General features: G+C 39.4%; 14 protein-coding genes. 6 read left to right on the top strand and 8 right to left on the bottom strand.

The window, feature by feature from the left end; translation table 11 throughout:
- The first annotated feature begins 174 nt into the window (after nucleotides 1-174).
- The 4 genes from F3J36_RS09090 to F3J36_RS09075 all read left to right on the top strand — a co-directional run bounded on the left by F3J36_RS09090 (nucleotide 175) and on the right by F3J36_RS09075 (nucleotide 2,983).
- Nucleotides 175-561, top strand: coding sequence for a hypothetical protein (locus tag F3J36_RS09090; RefSeq protein WP_166719542.1), 387 nt, complete (start codon nucleotides 175-177; stop codon nucleotides 559-561).
- Nucleotides 539-1,771: a relaxase/mobilization nuclease domain-containing protein gene (locus F3J36_RS09085; RefSeq protein ID WP_166719541.1), complete on the top strand. Its 1,233-nt coding sequence runs from the start codon at nucleotides 539-541 to the stop codon at nucleotides 1,769-1,771. The genes F3J36_RS09090 and F3J36_RS09085 overlap by 23 nt, the downstream gene beginning before the upstream one ends.
- A 243-nt stretch (nucleotides 1,772-2,014) precedes the next feature.
- Nucleotides 2,015-2,599, top strand: coding sequence for a DUF4755 domain-containing protein (locus F3J36_RS09080; RefSeq protein WP_166719540.1), 585 nt, complete (start codon nucleotides 2,015-2,017; stop codon nucleotides 2,597-2,599).
- A 3-nt stretch (nucleotides 2,600-2,602) separates the two neighbouring features.
- On the top strand, nucleotides 2,603-2,983 hold the full coding sequence (locus F3J36_RS09075; protein ID WP_166719539.1) for a hypothetical protein: 381 nt from the start codon (nucleotides 2,603-2,605) through the stop codon (nucleotides 2,981-2,983).
- Between the two features lie 126 nt (nucleotides 2,984-3,109).
- On the opposite strand, the gene F3J36_RS09070 is transcribed toward F3J36_RS09075, so the two are convergent.
- Nucleotides 3,110-4,528: a hypothetical protein gene (locus F3J36_RS09070; RefSeq protein WP_166719538.1), complete on the bottom strand. Its 1,419-nt coding sequence runs from the start codon at nucleotides 4,526-4,528 to the stop codon at nucleotides 3,110-3,112.
- 385 nt (nucleotides 4,529-4,913) lie between these two features.
- On the opposite strand from F3J36_RS09070, the gene F3J36_RS09065 reads away from it, so the two are divergent.
- Nucleotides 4,914-5,240 (top strand): hypothetical protein, encoded by a 327-nt coding sequence (locus F3J36_RS09065; RefSeq protein ID WP_166719537.1) that lies wholly within the window; start codon nucleotides 4,914-4,916, stop codon nucleotides 5,238-5,240.
- A gap of 13 nt (nucleotides 5,241-5,253) precedes the next feature.
- Here the strand turns inward: F3J36_RS09065 and F3J36_RS09060 are convergent, their stop codons facing one another.
- Both F3J36_RS09060 and F3J36_RS09055 read right to left on the bottom strand, forming a co-directional pair.
- On the bottom strand, nucleotides 5,254-5,526 hold the full coding sequence (locus F3J36_RS09060; RefSeq protein WP_166719536.1) for a hypothetical protein: 273 nt from the start codon (nucleotides 5,524-5,526) through the stop codon (nucleotides 5,254-5,256).
- Nucleotides 5,523-6,467, bottom strand: a complete 945-nt coding sequence (locus tag F3J36_RS09055; RefSeq protein ID WP_166719535.1) for a hypothetical protein — start codon at nucleotides 6,465-6,467, stop codon at nucleotides 5,523-5,525. Before F3J36_RS09055 ends, F3J36_RS09060 begins: the two co-directional genes overlap by 4 nt.
- Before the next feature lie 433 nt (nucleotides 6,468-6,900).
- On the opposite strand from F3J36_RS09055, the gene F3J36_RS09050 reads away from it, so the two are divergent.
- Nucleotides 6,901-8,781 (top strand): ATP-dependent endonuclease, encoded by a 1,881-nt coding sequence (locus F3J36_RS09050; protein WP_166719534.1) that lies wholly within the window; start codon nucleotides 6,901-6,903, stop codon nucleotides 8,779-8,781.
- Nucleotides 8,782-8,844: 63 nt separating this feature from the next.
- Here the strand turns inward: F3J36_RS09050 and F3J36_RS09045 are convergent, their stop codons facing one another.
- From F3J36_RS09045 to F3J36_RS09025, 5 genes are all read right to left on the bottom strand, one after another.
- Nucleotides 8,845-9,264, bottom strand: a complete 420-nt coding sequence (locus F3J36_RS09045) for a hypothetical protein (protein ID WP_166719533.1) — start codon at nucleotides 9,262-9,264, stop codon at nucleotides 8,845-8,847.
- A gap of 95 nt (nucleotides 9,265-9,359) precedes the next feature.
- Entirely contained in the window at nucleotides 9,360-9,779 is a 420-nt protein-coding gene (locus tag F3J36_RS09040; protein ID WP_166719532.1) for a hypothetical protein, read from the bottom strand.
- A gap of 13 nt (nucleotides 9,780-9,792) precedes the next feature.
- Nucleotides 9,793-11,625, bottom strand: coding sequence for a hypothetical protein (locus F3J36_RS09035; protein WP_166719531.1), 1,833 nt, complete (start codon nucleotides 11,623-11,625; stop codon nucleotides 9,793-9,795).
- Nucleotides 11,618-13,138 carry a site-specific integrase gene (locus F3J36_RS09030; RefSeq protein WP_166719530.1) on the bottom strand — a complete coding sequence of 507 codons (1,521 nt, stop codon included), beginning with the start codon at nucleotides 13,136-13,138 and terminating at the stop codon, nucleotides 11,618-11,620. The genes F3J36_RS09035 and F3J36_RS09030 overlap by 8 nt, the downstream gene beginning before the upstream one ends.
- Entirely contained in the window at nucleotides 13,131-14,348 is a 1,218-nt protein-coding gene (locus F3J36_RS09025) for a site-specific integrase (protein WP_166719529.1), read from the bottom strand. Before F3J36_RS09025 ends, F3J36_RS09030 begins: the two co-directional genes overlap by 8 nt.
- Nucleotides 14,349-14,466 lie beyond the last annotated feature (118 nt).

The following is a 14,466-nucleotide window of genomic DNA, read 5'->3' as shown; positions in this document are numbered from 1 at the left end:
TTTATTATTGCATTTTTAATAGCAAGGGCTAACTCAGCGAAGCTGAGTTGCCTTGCTTTTTCTGCCCTTTGGTTGAAAAAGGGAAGTCAAACCCGACATCATTGACATAATTAATCTATCGATTATAAATATATTAGGCATAAGGAATGTGCTAATTTAAAATAAGGATTTTTCATGGAAATTTTATTTAATCCTCCTACTGCAGAGAACTTACGTATCCATTGCGTTAGCGTCAGACTAAATAACTCAGAGCTAAATACTTTGAATCAGGAGCGTAAACAATACGCTAAGGGCGAATGGCTTCGCATGTGTTTGCTTAGGAACCATGTACCTGTTGTCCCAGAAATAAACCAAAGCGCATGGAAAATGTTTGGTGAGATAAATCAAAGGCTCAACAAGCTCTTAAACCACCTGAATGCTAAGCAATGCTGCAGCCCACTGACCAAGACAGAACTCTATGCTGTTAAACGTCAAATTGGTGATCTTCGCTCACGACTTCTCACAGCTGATCTATGGAGTATCCCCTCTAATGAAGGGCATGCAGAAGATCAAACGCGGTAAGAGCTTCGCCGGAGTTGTTCTATATGCGTTAAAGCCAGGAACGCACCATAAAACTGACCCAGTGGTCATAGGGGGTAACATGCTGGGAGACTTAGCAGCTGAGTTGATAGCTGAGTTCAGCGCTTCTGCTTCACTTCGCCCTGACGTTGTCAAACCGGTATGGCACAACTCGCTTCGCCTGCCACAAGGTGAATCCCTCACAGCGAAGCAGTGGGTCATGTTTGCCGACGACTATATGAATCGCATGGGGTTTAGTGAAACGCACCTGCGCTGCTATGTCATACATGACGACGAGGCAGGTCAACACATTCATATCATTGCCAGTAGAGTCGACTTGGTAGGAGGGAAGCTCTACCTGGGCAGGAACGAAAACCTGATTAGTACACGAGTAATCCAGGAACTTGAGCTAGCGCATGACCTGACCAGAACCAAGGGTCCTTCCCCTTTACAAGACCCTTCCCTCTTTAGTAGGCGTAAGAGGCTATCACGTGGTGAGGAACAGAAAGAGAAGCGCGAGCAGGTTCCGGCTCCGAAGACGTTCCTGCAGGACACAATTGATACACTCCTCCGTACTCACAATGACATTCCGAGCTTCGTTGAAGCACTTCATCTGCACGGTATAACGCCCATTCCCAATATTGCCACTTCTGGCCGCATGAATGGTTTCTCGTTCGAATACTCAGGTATAGCTTTCAAAGCTTCCCAACTAGGTAAAACATACTCGTGGGCAACACTGCAAGAGAAGCTTCGCTACGAACCTGAACGTGACAATCCACTGCTTTTTGATTTGAAATCTTCGGCTATAGGAAGTATTGAGCCAAGTGAGTTAGTAACAGAGGCTACGAAAGAGGATACTACGCCGTCATTGACTGCTGCCATGACAGAAGAGGTTACTGCATGTCCTCCGCAGCGCGAACATAGAGTTGAGACAGCGGAAACCTGCAAAGCACCTACGCCTGTCAGCATTGTTCTAACAGCATTGGAACCAGCAAGGAAGAAAGATTACATCATGACAGCAGTTATAAAATGGCTACTGAGCATTCCCTACCTCACAGCGTTCACAGAGTTGCTCAAAAAGGCCGGTAAAACGTTTCTCCATAGAAAATCCTCATTTTCCGTTATCAATGCGGTCAGATCAGCCGAACCTGAGGTCAAAACTTCAAACGAAACACCTGAAAACTTTTCAAAAAGCTTATACACGCCTCGCTAACCAACCCTCTGAAGAACATCATCTTTCCTGTCTAAGCGCTTCAAAACACAAAATAATTGATCGTTTTTACAGATCAATTACTAGCCATATGATAGCTTGAACCTATCAAATAAGATCTATCGATCGGTACAAGTGATTTGCTTAAGTTTTGAGCTTGCTCAAAAATGCCCAATAAAAGCAGTGACCAATCAGCTAGTTACAGACATGACTATCTTCCACTATTGGTTTTAAAAGGAATTCAATATGAGCAGCATGAGTATGAGAAAACCCTCTTACTTCCGTTCAATCAGAGTCTGGTTCACAATCGGCGTGGCCGTTTTAATCGTCCTCAAGGCAAAACCAACAGACGCCATGGGAATGCTTATTCTCTGGTGTATACCCGCTTTTTTCTTACTCGTGACAGCCGGTGTTAGCTATAAGCATAAGAAAGATAACGTCTCAACTTTCGATAACTTCAACGAAGGCAATGACGGATTCTGGAGCCATGAATTCAACGACTCGAAGCTACTGCTTAATGAAAAACAGCAAACTATCACTATCAAGAATGGTGCTAACGAAAAAACGTATCCGTTTAGCTCAGTGATCAGTTGGCATTTCAATCTCGACTCAGGCGGATATGACGGCGGCTTTGGTACCGGTGCTATCAGACAGCAGAACCTGAATAACTCAGGCCTTTTTATTGAAGTAAAGGACGTCATGTTTCCCGTGTGGCAGGTGAAGTTTTACCCGCAGAAAGGCAAGTTTCACCAGGATACAGGGTATAACGATGTCAAAATGCAGATTACACGGTGGTTGAGAGTTTTATCGCAAGCTATTAACAAGGAATAAATAATGAAAGCTAAGGTTGCAGCAGCTTTATTAACCTTTACCGTTTTATCAGGTTGTGCGTCAACAGCAGGGAATCAATCAATTAAAAATGAGACGCAGCAAAGTATTGCGTCAAAGATCTTCAAAGGTCGAACCACAAAGCAAGATATTCAAAAGCAGTTCGGTGAACCTACTCGTAAGAACGCCGTTGAAACTAATGAGGACATGTGGTTTTACTCAATCATGAGCTCCAATATGTCAGCAATTTCGTATATTCCAATCGTTGGAATTTTTTCAAATGGTACTGACGTAAAAAGTAAGGCGCTAACAGTTACTTTCCAGGGAGACAAAGTCGAGAATTGGTCCTTCAGTGAAAGCAACGATTCGGTTAATAACGGGTTATAAAATGAATCTTAATATGTACTCTTTAAAATTTGAACTGACATAGCCATGGCACAGATTTAAACCTTATCTGACAGGCTGCTCCGTGCCAAAAGCGGACGCACAAGGTAGGTGCGTCCTTTTCATAAGCTACATCGGGCTCTTATATTGAAAATGAGTATTTTTGAAACGTGGTCGTTCATACTTCGGACTGTAAACTCTTGCATGATCATCAATCACAACTTTACTACCAAGAATATCTCGAGCTTCTCCTAACGCCCACACAGTAGAAAGATCATTAGTCAAATTTCTGTAGAGAGCACGAAAACCTCTGGGTTTTTTGATATCATATAAGAACTCAGGAACTTTAACTTTAAAATTAAAAGCCGGTAGTTTTGGAAGTGAATTAAGAGCTGCAACAGTATTATAAACATGCACGAGCTTAGTTACAGGTACACCTTGTCTAGTCTTAAGTCCATATTTAGTTCGAATGTGATCTGATTCTTTAGAAATTTCAGTAAGTAATACACCTACTGACTTATTAGCTTGTGGCAATTCATTCTCGTCAAACAAGCGCTTTATTTCCCGCATTTTCTCGCGAGCCCTTACAAATTCGTTGTTGTTCCTTATGTTATAAGCCGCCTGAGCAATACAACTTGGATCACCAGTTTCTTTTGCGAGCCATGCTGAAAATAAAGGGAGCGAAGTGGCAGTTGCTACTGCTTTACCACCAGAATGAATATCAATCAGATCATGACTTAGCGAAGTGGAAAATTTTTCTACGATATGTTTAGCATAGTCAAAACCATAAAGACAGTTTTGACTTAAGTACGTTTGTTGATACGCTTGGCGCAGTGGGTATAAAAAAGTATCTGCTTGAAGATGCTTAGCTGTGAGGGAATAAAACACTGATCTATTAGCCAGCCATACAAGCGAAGCCACGAATGCCTTAATTGCATCTGCTACATCACCAGCAGATGTACCATCACCCCATTTTGCTCCAGGGACTTTGTAACCCTCACTAATACGTTTTCCAAATCGATCAAGGAATTCAACATCGCCATTCGTTCTATTACCAGATTCAGTAGCATCACCTAGTTCCGAAAAAATGGCGGCAGCTATATTTCCATATTTTTCAAACTCTCTACCTCCATCAGATAAATTCTTCAATGTTAAATGATAAACACTTGAACTAATGTCCCATGTACATACGATATGTGTCTGAAGAAGTTCAATTAGTTTTTTAAAATCGTCATTAACAAATGTTCCGCCACGAATTTTAGGTTGTAAGGAATCAGCTATTCTTTTTGCTTCACTTTCAATTTTATCCAAACCATATTGTGTTTTATTAAGGAATGATATCTCTTTGAAATTTGAAATCCTATCTTGACGGTATTTTGGAATGTAATCATCGATCGCGATAACATGATCATAAAACAAAATTGACTGTATATAGTTCTCAAATGCTATTATATCTGTATCTACAGAGTCCTTAGATTTAGTTATGACTTTTCCCTCGATTCTTTGGACTGCAGTTAGAGTTGAATTATCAATCAGTGCGTATGTCATTTAAACTCCTTAAATAAATGAAAGCAGTAGTGGACGTAAAAAAATCAATAAAATAAATTCCTTGAAATCAATTATCAACCATATACATCATTTATACACGCCAGAAAAGTGCTCACAGAAATGCTATTTATGGCGCTATCAAAATCTCCATCGAAAATAATCGAAATCTCTCTTGGTAGCAGGCATCGTAAGATTGATCGCTTCTCGCTCAAACCAAACTGTTAGATTAGATTGTCTGCTGCTAGTGAATACCGGAAAATCATGTCTGAACTAATACGCTTAATGATTAAAACCTCGGGTTCAAACCCGGCGTCTCTTAGTTTGTGTCAAGCACAACTTATCGGTTACAATTCTGAAGTGTTCTTATGTTTCACGGATAATGGATATGAATAAACTACAAATCGAACAACTACTACTACAGGAAGTGTTCACACCCAAAGAAATTTCCGTTATCCGTCAACACGCTGAGAAAGACGCTTACCCCTACCCCTGGTTATTATCTCAACTTTCAAAAAGATTTGTTATTTCTGTTATCCTGCTGCTCATACTTTGCGCAGGCTTTATCTTCACATTAAGCCATGGTACTCGGGAAAACCTTGTCTCTTACTCTATTACATTTTTAATAGGTTTTGGAATCTTGTATGTTTTCGTTCCATTGAAACCTGCGTTTAAAGCATTCAGATTCATGAGAAAGCATAGTCATACTTTTTGAGAAATCAAAAAAACTACTTATGCAAGCGAAAAATTATGCCACCTCTACCGCCTACAGCAATACACTCTCCACAAGATATATCTATATAGTATTTTACCGGATTGGGCATATTTCCCATCATCCACGGAAGTTCCTCAGAAAATGTCAGGTCAGAGGTCGAGACAATCCACACAGATTTGCCATTAAAGGAAGCTTGCTCTACCTCGTGAAAGCGTTCATCCCAGCCATAGCCACTTTTCTTAGCATATTGTTCTGCGATTTCAATAGCTTTATTTTCCGATATCATTGCTGAACTCCATACCAAACATTATACATCAACCCTCCAACCACTACTGGCCCCAAAAGAATACCTGCGGTTTCATGCCGCAATAATGTATAGGTAATTTCGTAGGTATTTCCAAGAGGGAATTTGAAGCCTTCAATAATATATCCCCTACTCATCCCTCTGGCTCTTAACAAACCAATAGTTTCAGCAAGTGACTCTTCCAAGTATCGTAATATATATGATTTATTATATGCGCTTTGTCTCATGAAAACCCTAAGTTCTCTTAATAAATAGAACTTAGGCGCAATTGCCATGTGTACCTGTTCATGATAAAGAGTTGAAAGCATCTGCAAATATGCGTCATCTTTTGACATTGCACCAGGATAGTAGTTGCGTCCTACTTCTACGTCCCCCCAGGGTTTTGTGCGTCCCTGAACGACGTCACTATGCTTTGTGATTTTTATCTTAGGAGTATAACGCCAGCCTCCATTGCGAGGCAGGTTCATTTTCCTTCCAATATCGCTGCTGTATCTAGGCATTTTTACTCCTCTGAAAGGAGTTTTAAATGTATCACCAGGCTTCTTCTTTAAAAGAAGTGCGAGGACAGTATTTACACCTATCAGAGTGATCGCATCTGCTAAATCCTTCGCGGCTGCGTCAAGATCACCATCGCTACGAGCTGCGTTAGTTTTAGTCGCAAAGCCATATAGCTTCTCAGCCGCTTCAAGTGCCACGCCCCCTACGGCCACCCAACCTACAATGAGAAGCACTAAATCAGCGATTTCACCAATCCCGAAAAAGTGTGCACCGGCCCAAACCACAATTACCCCCGCCATAGTTGCTAGTGCCGAGGGGGTGACCATTGCAAGAAGCTGTTGACCAATGTCAGCAGGTAAAAATGCCGACGCCTTAGAAATCACTAACTTTAGTCTTGACTGTATATCGTTAGGAATGACGTCCATGCTTCATCCTCAACTGTTGTTAAAGGATTTATAGATTAACTCTTTTTATCAAAAAATCTCCAGTTTTTTATAAACATCCTCACATTAGGGATCATCGAACATGAAAAATCATTCACAGGGCTTGACACAATCAAATGTAGAACAAAAAACCAATAAATATACACTCTTAGCAGCTTAGTGACGATTAAAAAAAACTAACAAGATAATCGACTAATAACTTAACTCATTAAGCCTTAAGGTATCCAAAACTCTCTCATTTTTCTGTAACCTAGTTTCAATAACACCATAGATTTGCATCTAACTTACGGTTCAAAGAAATTACTTTACTTACTTCACAGTTTGAGCTAAATATTTTGATTAAGTTCGCTTTAAATGTATATTGATATAATAATATTTTCTTATTACGATTAATTAACTTCAAAGGATAGAAGAAATGAGATCTAAACTACTAAATATCTCTGTTAAAAACATAGGCTGTATTGGACCAGAGGGTGTTAACGTTAAACTCGATGATATTCTTTGTCTTGTTGGGCCAAATAACTCCGGTAAAACAACAATACTCAGAGCTTATGAACTTGCATTTAACCCTAACATTTTCAATATTAATAGTGACAGGTGTAATTGGTCAAAAGCAGATCAAATATCAGAAGTTATACTTGATGTTCATATTCCTGAAGGAATGGGGAACGTAGATGAGAAGTGGAAAATAATCGATGGTGTAAAAAGAATAGTTAGGAGTTCATGGTCTTGGGACGAGGATGGTAAATCTACTAGGAAAACATGGGATCCACAATTAAATGACTGGGCGGCTGATGGTAAAGCTGGTGGTGCTGATAATGTATTCAAGTCCCGGCTCCCAAGGCCTATGCGCATTAAATCATTAGATGATGCTGTAACAACAGAAGATATTTTGCTAACGCTAGCTTTAAGCCCTCTTGTCAAAGAACTTAAAACATTAGAGAGTGATTGCGACTCACAAATATCAAAAGATAAAGCTGCTTTAGCTGCTACTGTAAATGCTCTAGCTGGGCCGCATCAGCAAAGATTGTCTCATATATCTGAACAAATACAGTATGGATTTCAAAATATTTTTCCTGGTCTCGGGGTGCAACTTCATGTCGAAATGACACCTCCAGAGCTCAAAATTGAAAACCTCCTCAAACAAGGCTCAGGATTACTCGTTGAGGAAGCAGCTGGCAAATCTCGAATCGGACAGCAAGGCACTGGAGCAAGGAGAGCATTATTTTGGGCAATGTTACAAGTACACAATGAAATCAGCCGTCAAACTGAGAAAAGAGATGCTCTTCTCAAACCATTAAAAGATCAACTAAAAAAAGAGATTAAAAAAAATTCAGAAAGCGAATCTGTAAAACTACTCAATCAACAAATTGAAGCTATCAATAATGGTGATACTATCCCAGAGGACGCTGAGGATCCCGCATTACCTGGCTATATACTTTTAATGGATGAACCTGAAAATGCGTTGCACCCAATGGCTGCAAGAGCTGCTCAGGCACACCTTTATGCTCTCGGTAAACATCCTGACTGGCAAGTATTAATAACTACACACTCTCCATATTTTATCAATCCATTAGAAGATCATACTACCATTGCAAGAATGCAGCGTTCATCAGATGGAAAATCATTGTCCCCGAGATTATACATAGCAGATGAAGCTGATTTCTCATCAATTGAAAAGGACAATCTTCAAGCTTTACAACTGACCGATATCGGGTTTGCTGAAATTTTCTTTGGCAGTTACCCTATTATAGTTGAGGGTGATACTGAACATGCAGCTTTCATTTCAGCAATTGTAAAGACACAGCACGAAATGTCTGGAAAAGTAAGTATAATAAGAGCACGAGGTAAAGCTGTCCTAATTCCATTAATAAAAATGTTACGTCATTTCAAAACTAATTTTGGTATCATTCATGATATTGACTGGCCTTATCGTAAAGATGGTTCTAATAATGGAATGTGGACAATTAATAGTACAATTAGAGATGAGATAATAAAATGCAGAAACAACGGCCATACCGTCTACCATCGATGGAGCATACCCGATTTTGAACGTTACTTAGGAGGATCTGAGCTTGGAAAAGATAAGCCTTATTCAGCTTTCATCAGAATTTCTGCAGATGAAGTTTTGAAACTTAAAGTACAAAGATTAATTTCATCACTTTTTGAGGGCGAAAATCACGATCCTGTTGGACATAAGGCCGACTCAGATTTTAGTGCACAAATTCTTTCTGAGTTATCTGAGTGGGCAAGAGTTAATAATCAAACAAACAACATTAGAATAATTGGAATTTAATTAAAAATATTGCTAACAAAAAACTTCTAGGGTGTTAATTTTTAATGCCCTATTAATATTTAATTAAATTCGCTTTCCTTTGCCTTTCTTTCTTCTAGCAATCACTTGATCTAACAAGACAGCCTTCTCGTACTTGACTCGTTCCTCATGATACACACTCTCGGCTTCATCTTCATTATCAATGATATAGTGGATTAAAGCACGAAAGAAAAAAGTAATCTCATGCTCATAACCCAGCTTTACGATGACTCGGGGAGTGCTCGATTTTAAAGCATTCGAGAGCATTGATATGATCGTGAAGCGATCTATCAACTCTGTTTTTGATTGAGGAAGATAATATTTTAGATAGTAACCAACACAGAATAACCAGATGTATCGAACTATCTTACTATGTGGGAAACCCGATTTTTTTAATCTTTCAATGAACATCTGCAAAAGCAGAAGTAGCTTTTCTTCCTTTGAAAGAACGTCCTTTATTTTCATAGATTGCATCCTTGCAAAATCGAACAACCATTCCTTGGTTGTATATACAATATAACATACAAAATAAATTGCGCAACATCTGCGCAATTAAATAATTACTCAGCATTTGTTTCCCTGTCTATTTCTGGCAATTCAGCATTAAGCTTCTCAAAACTAATTCCATAGTTCATAGCATTGTATTGCCATACAACAAACATCTCTTCTAAGTTTCTGAGCTCTTCGCTTAAAAGCTTATTTCTGGATTCAAGATTACTAATACGCTGCGAGGCAATCCTCAAATTAGCAGGTCGTTTAACCTCATCAACCCCTGACTTGATTTTTTTCTTCTTGAGATTGAATGCCATGACGATATCTTTGTGAAGCCCTAGTGATTGACGGGTCGGCCGCTTTCCAATCAGTGGTTCAAGCTTATCACAAAGATATTCCCATGAAAGCTTTCCTGACTTCTCACAATCCCAGCCTGCTATAAGGTTCTTAATTGTATTGATATCCTTACTGTCTAAATGTTTAGCCATTTAATTCTCCTTATTAATTGTGTTTTTCTCTTTTGTTTTCGATTTCTTCAGTACTGCTTACTGAGGTAAGATTTTTCATATGCGTAAAATCGTCGCCATTCATTCTTACTAATGCCCCGTCCTCAAGATTTTTGCTTTTGAGCAATGCAATCAAATCCTGAAGTCTTGTTTGTGTTTTTTCATGAAAGGCAAACCATTTTTCGGCACCGTATTCTTCCGCCTCCATATCGATTTTTGCCTTCTGCAGAAGCTGCTCCGTGTCTGCCGCCTTGGCCTCTAACCTGCCCAGCGAGTCTTTGTCCCCTTTGACACATATATGATTGCTGCAATTGATACAGTCCCTGAACTTCGTACACGGAGAGATTACGTAGTCATGAGTGCAGTAGCCGAACTCTGTCACGTGAATGGCTGCGTGGCCTGTATCATTAACATCAATACGCCATTCAGGGTTTGCTATTGCCCGAGGGGTGGTGTTTTCTGGTTTAATGCCAATATTCTGCACACCATGCTTAAGTGACTCCTGGATTTTCTCTTCCTGGGTGGCGTGGTTATAGGTCCTGTTTTGTGTTTCCCTCACTCGTCCTGACCACTTGGCTAGTTCAAAATCTCCAAGCCCACCACGTTGTGCAATCGTATTGAGTAAGTGTCTTGCCTGATGACTTCTGAGTGAAAGGTTGTTCCCCTTTGACCCTCTGTAGCCGTGCCTGTCAAAAATCGTAGAAATGGAGTGCGTTCTGCGATACTCAGTGCTTCCCAGATTGACGCTGACAAGTGTGGCAGTTGGTCTGAAAAGACTTCTTTGTGTTTTGATACTACTGCTGAGTTGATACCGGAACAGTAGGCATAGTGCATTGCTGTAACGTATGTTTTTTTCTTTATCGTACCAGGGGAAATCTGGATAATTTTCGATATCCTCACCATTAAGTTCAATCTCTCTGGCATAGGCTCGGGATCCTTCTGAAAGCCCAATCAGATTTTTTATCGCCAATTCAGCAACAGGAACCATGACTTCTGGTATCCATTTCACATTTCCACCAAAACCTTTTTCGGAATAGAATCTCAGCCCATACCTTAGCTTTCCATCACTGCCCGCCTCACGGATTTCACAATCAGCAGGCAGCGTCAGAATTTCGGTTACTCTGGAAGGTGCACACATAAGCAACGCAAAAACGGAGCTTATGAACAAATCCACTTCTGAAAGCTGGTCTTTTGGAAGTGCGAAAATTTCTGCTATAGCAAATAATGACTCTTCGTCAGGCAACTTTGCCTCACGGGCCTCTTCTGCAGTTTTAGTGAGCTTGTTGCTTGCTTCCTGCGCTTTAAGTGGACTCTTCCAGAGGAGTGACTGCGTGACCAGGAATTCTTTTTCTCTGAGAAATGAAACCAGTCCTTCAAGGACTTTGCCGCAAGCGTGTGCTACTGCTTTGGTGCATGTGCTTTTTAAGGTGATAACGCACTGGTTCAGAACAGTAAAATTAACGTACTGAACATGACTTCGCCCATTGACCTGCAGAAGGGCTGCCTCAAGTGTTCTGAAGACGATATTAAGACGCTGATTAATTTTCTTGCCCCCATTCATATAGTGGTAAAGGACATAGCTTTTAGCGAACTCAATAAAATTCGTGTCTAATGGCTCATTTACAATAACAGAGCTTTTTTTAACACCTTTGGCAGGCGTTTTAGTAAAAAGGAAAACATTTGGCCAATTGACTTCCTCCCAGTTCACTAGATCGTTTTTATTGAGAGTGAATCGACAGTAGTTTTCAAAATCATTAATATTTTTTGCGCAATATTTTTCCCTGCGCGTTTCAAGCACGCTCACCTTTTCATTTTCTATATTATCCATTTAACACCTCCGGGTTTGATTTAAATTCTTTGCACTTTTTTATTACCTCTGATACAGCAATAATTGTTCTGTCCAGTATTTGCGTAGTTACAGGATCATCCACTATGCACTGAATCCTACGACGCTCATCAAGTAAGTATTCGAGTAGTTTTTCATGCGGCCCTTCAACAAAAGGTCTAAAATGCATGCAGGTATAACAGGGTATGGGAACACACGCTGTGCAGGATTTGCAACTGGCGCATTGTCCTGACTTTTCACCTGTATTAATTCTGATATTGCCACCGGGATTTTTATCCTCACTTTTATTAATCAGCTCCCCCTGGAACATTTTCGCGTAATATCCGAGCTCAACGGAAACGGCTTCTTCGATTTTATTTAAACTTTCTGGACCTGACTGAACATAAACGCCTGTATACATTAAGGTTGAGTGATCAAGTAATTCTCCTATAACTACTTCTCCGTAACCTTCTCTTGCAAGCCGTGTACCTAACGTGTAGCGAAACCGCCTGGCATTCATGTTTATTACTTTACCCGTCCTTTCCGAAACCACGTTCTCTGTTATAGCGATTCTTTTGAGCGTTTGGGTACACTTTACCGCATAAGCATGTAGCCTGTCTGAAGACAGAATCTCATGTAAATTCTCACAATCAACAACCCCTTCAAGTCTTTCCTTACAGAAAAACAATGGTAATTCTAATATCTCTTTCTCTGAGAGTTTTCTGCCAAGCTGCTTGCTAAAACTCTCAGAGACAATACGCGACTGCTCTTTAAAAATATTGAATAATTCACCTGTAATTTTGAATCGCCTGAATGAGGCTCTATACTTTTCGCCCTGTTTTATTCTGGGGATATCAATATAACATTCATTTATGGTTCTTTCTTTTATGATATCTTTAGTTTTTATCTGTGTGATTTGTAAACTTCTTCTGCCTGTGTGTATAGTGATCAAGGCCATTGCCAGATCAGAATAGGATATCGTACCCTTATGGTATGCACGTGAGACAGCATCATAAAAGTTATCAAACTCCATGTCTGTCAAAGGCCCCTGATGTGGGTCTCGTCTTTTAACAACCTCCCCTTTTTTATTATCTTTAATCGTCCAGTCATCAACGAGGTCAACACAACTTTTGGTAACCCCCTTAAAACCTAACTCATACCATTTTTTAATTAGGATCCTTAGACAAATAAGATCTTGATTCGAGAACTTATTACTTGACTTTGTTGTTAACATTACAAATTCGTCAATCGAATCAAAACTCATAAACGAAATGAATTTCATGAAGACTCTGTTAATTTGCTTAACAGATCCGGGGCTGATTTCTTCTGCGAAATATTTTAGTGTATTTACGTAACCGTACCTGAGGTTATCTGACAACTTTTCAATGACCTCACCCACATTCAACTTTATATTTCTACTTAACTCCCAGAATTCATCATCAAATGCGAATGTGTAACCATCGTTTTTTGCATGAAAGATATCTTGACGCGCGTTCATAAACTTTAATTTATTCATAAAATACCCCGCTTCGCTTTTGGAAAATACCTTTCTGAATTGCCAGGGCTGCTTTCTCTGTTTTTGAAACGATAAATCGTCTGTTGTAGGTTTGTGCTGTTCCAGAACCCGGCTCCCAACCCATATGATTGGAACGCATTTTCTCTTGCATCTCTTCACTCACATGCTCGGTGCTTTCATCCATCAGTTTCGAAAATAAATAGTTCCAGGTGTGTCTGAACTTATGTCCAGTCAACTTGCTTAAACCTGAGTCAATGCCTCTCAGTCTATAAATGATCTTATGGTATGCAGGAACGGACAGAGGATCGCCACGTGTCTCTCCTTCTTTGTGAGTAATAAGAAGATATCCATGCTTTTTCTTTCTGATGTTGGCTTTTCTTTCTCCCGTAATATATGAATGGAGAAGTCTGGTAAGTTCGTCAGACATGGGTAAATCTCTTTCAAGCGTTTTTACGAGGGGCTGATTGACTCTTGTGTCCTCAATACTGTCAGCTCTCCTTCTTATGAAAAGCATTTGCGCTGAAAAATCAATATCTTCTACTCTCAGATTCAATAACTCGCCACACCTTATCCCTAATGAATGTAATATTATGACTATAAGCTGATTTCTCTGGCGAACTTTTTTGTTGAATGGATTGAATTCACATTGAGGTTCAATAAATGAAAGAAGTATATCCATGTCTTCTTCTTCGATTGTTTTATAGATATTCCCTTCTGAATTCCTGTATTTTATCTTCGGCCTTCTGGATTTTATTTTCCCCACGAAATAGGTAATTTTCCTGTAGCCATCATCAATATTTTTAATAGTTAGCAGACACAACCATTCGAGATATTTTGCTATTGTCGTAAGCCGTATGTACTTTGTCGCACTGCATACTCCAGGTTGATGTTCTTTAATATTAATCACTTTCGCAGTTCTCATCCTTTTCCCGACAAAATCCCTCAGAAGGTCAATTTCATTGTTATCCAGGAATCTGGCGGTTTGAATTCTCTCTTCAATGTCTATGTTACGTATAAAAAGAAACCGATAAAAAAGCGCGATACACCCTGCCTGAGTCTCAATTGTTTTTATCGAATCATCACTGTTTCTCAGTTGTGTTGTAATAAATAAACATGGATAAAATACCGGGATGCCTGTTTTCTTGTTTTTTATTATGCAGTAACGTTCCCCACTCTTCATTTTAAATGTTTTGATACCATATCTTTCCATAATTCCTCCTTATTTATGTTTAATATTTTGCAAATCATGTATAGGTTAAATATTCAAAAACAATAGCCTATACATATTTTGCAGAATTATTTTATTAATATATCGCTTAATAGTTGTC

This window comes from Pantoea sp. Cy-640, assembly GCF_011752635.1.
Lineage (GTDB): Bacteria > Pseudomonadota > Gammaproteobacteria > Enterobacterales > Enterobacteriaceae > Pantoea > Pantoea dispersa.
This window is presented reverse-complemented; position numbering and strand designations above follow the sequence as displayed.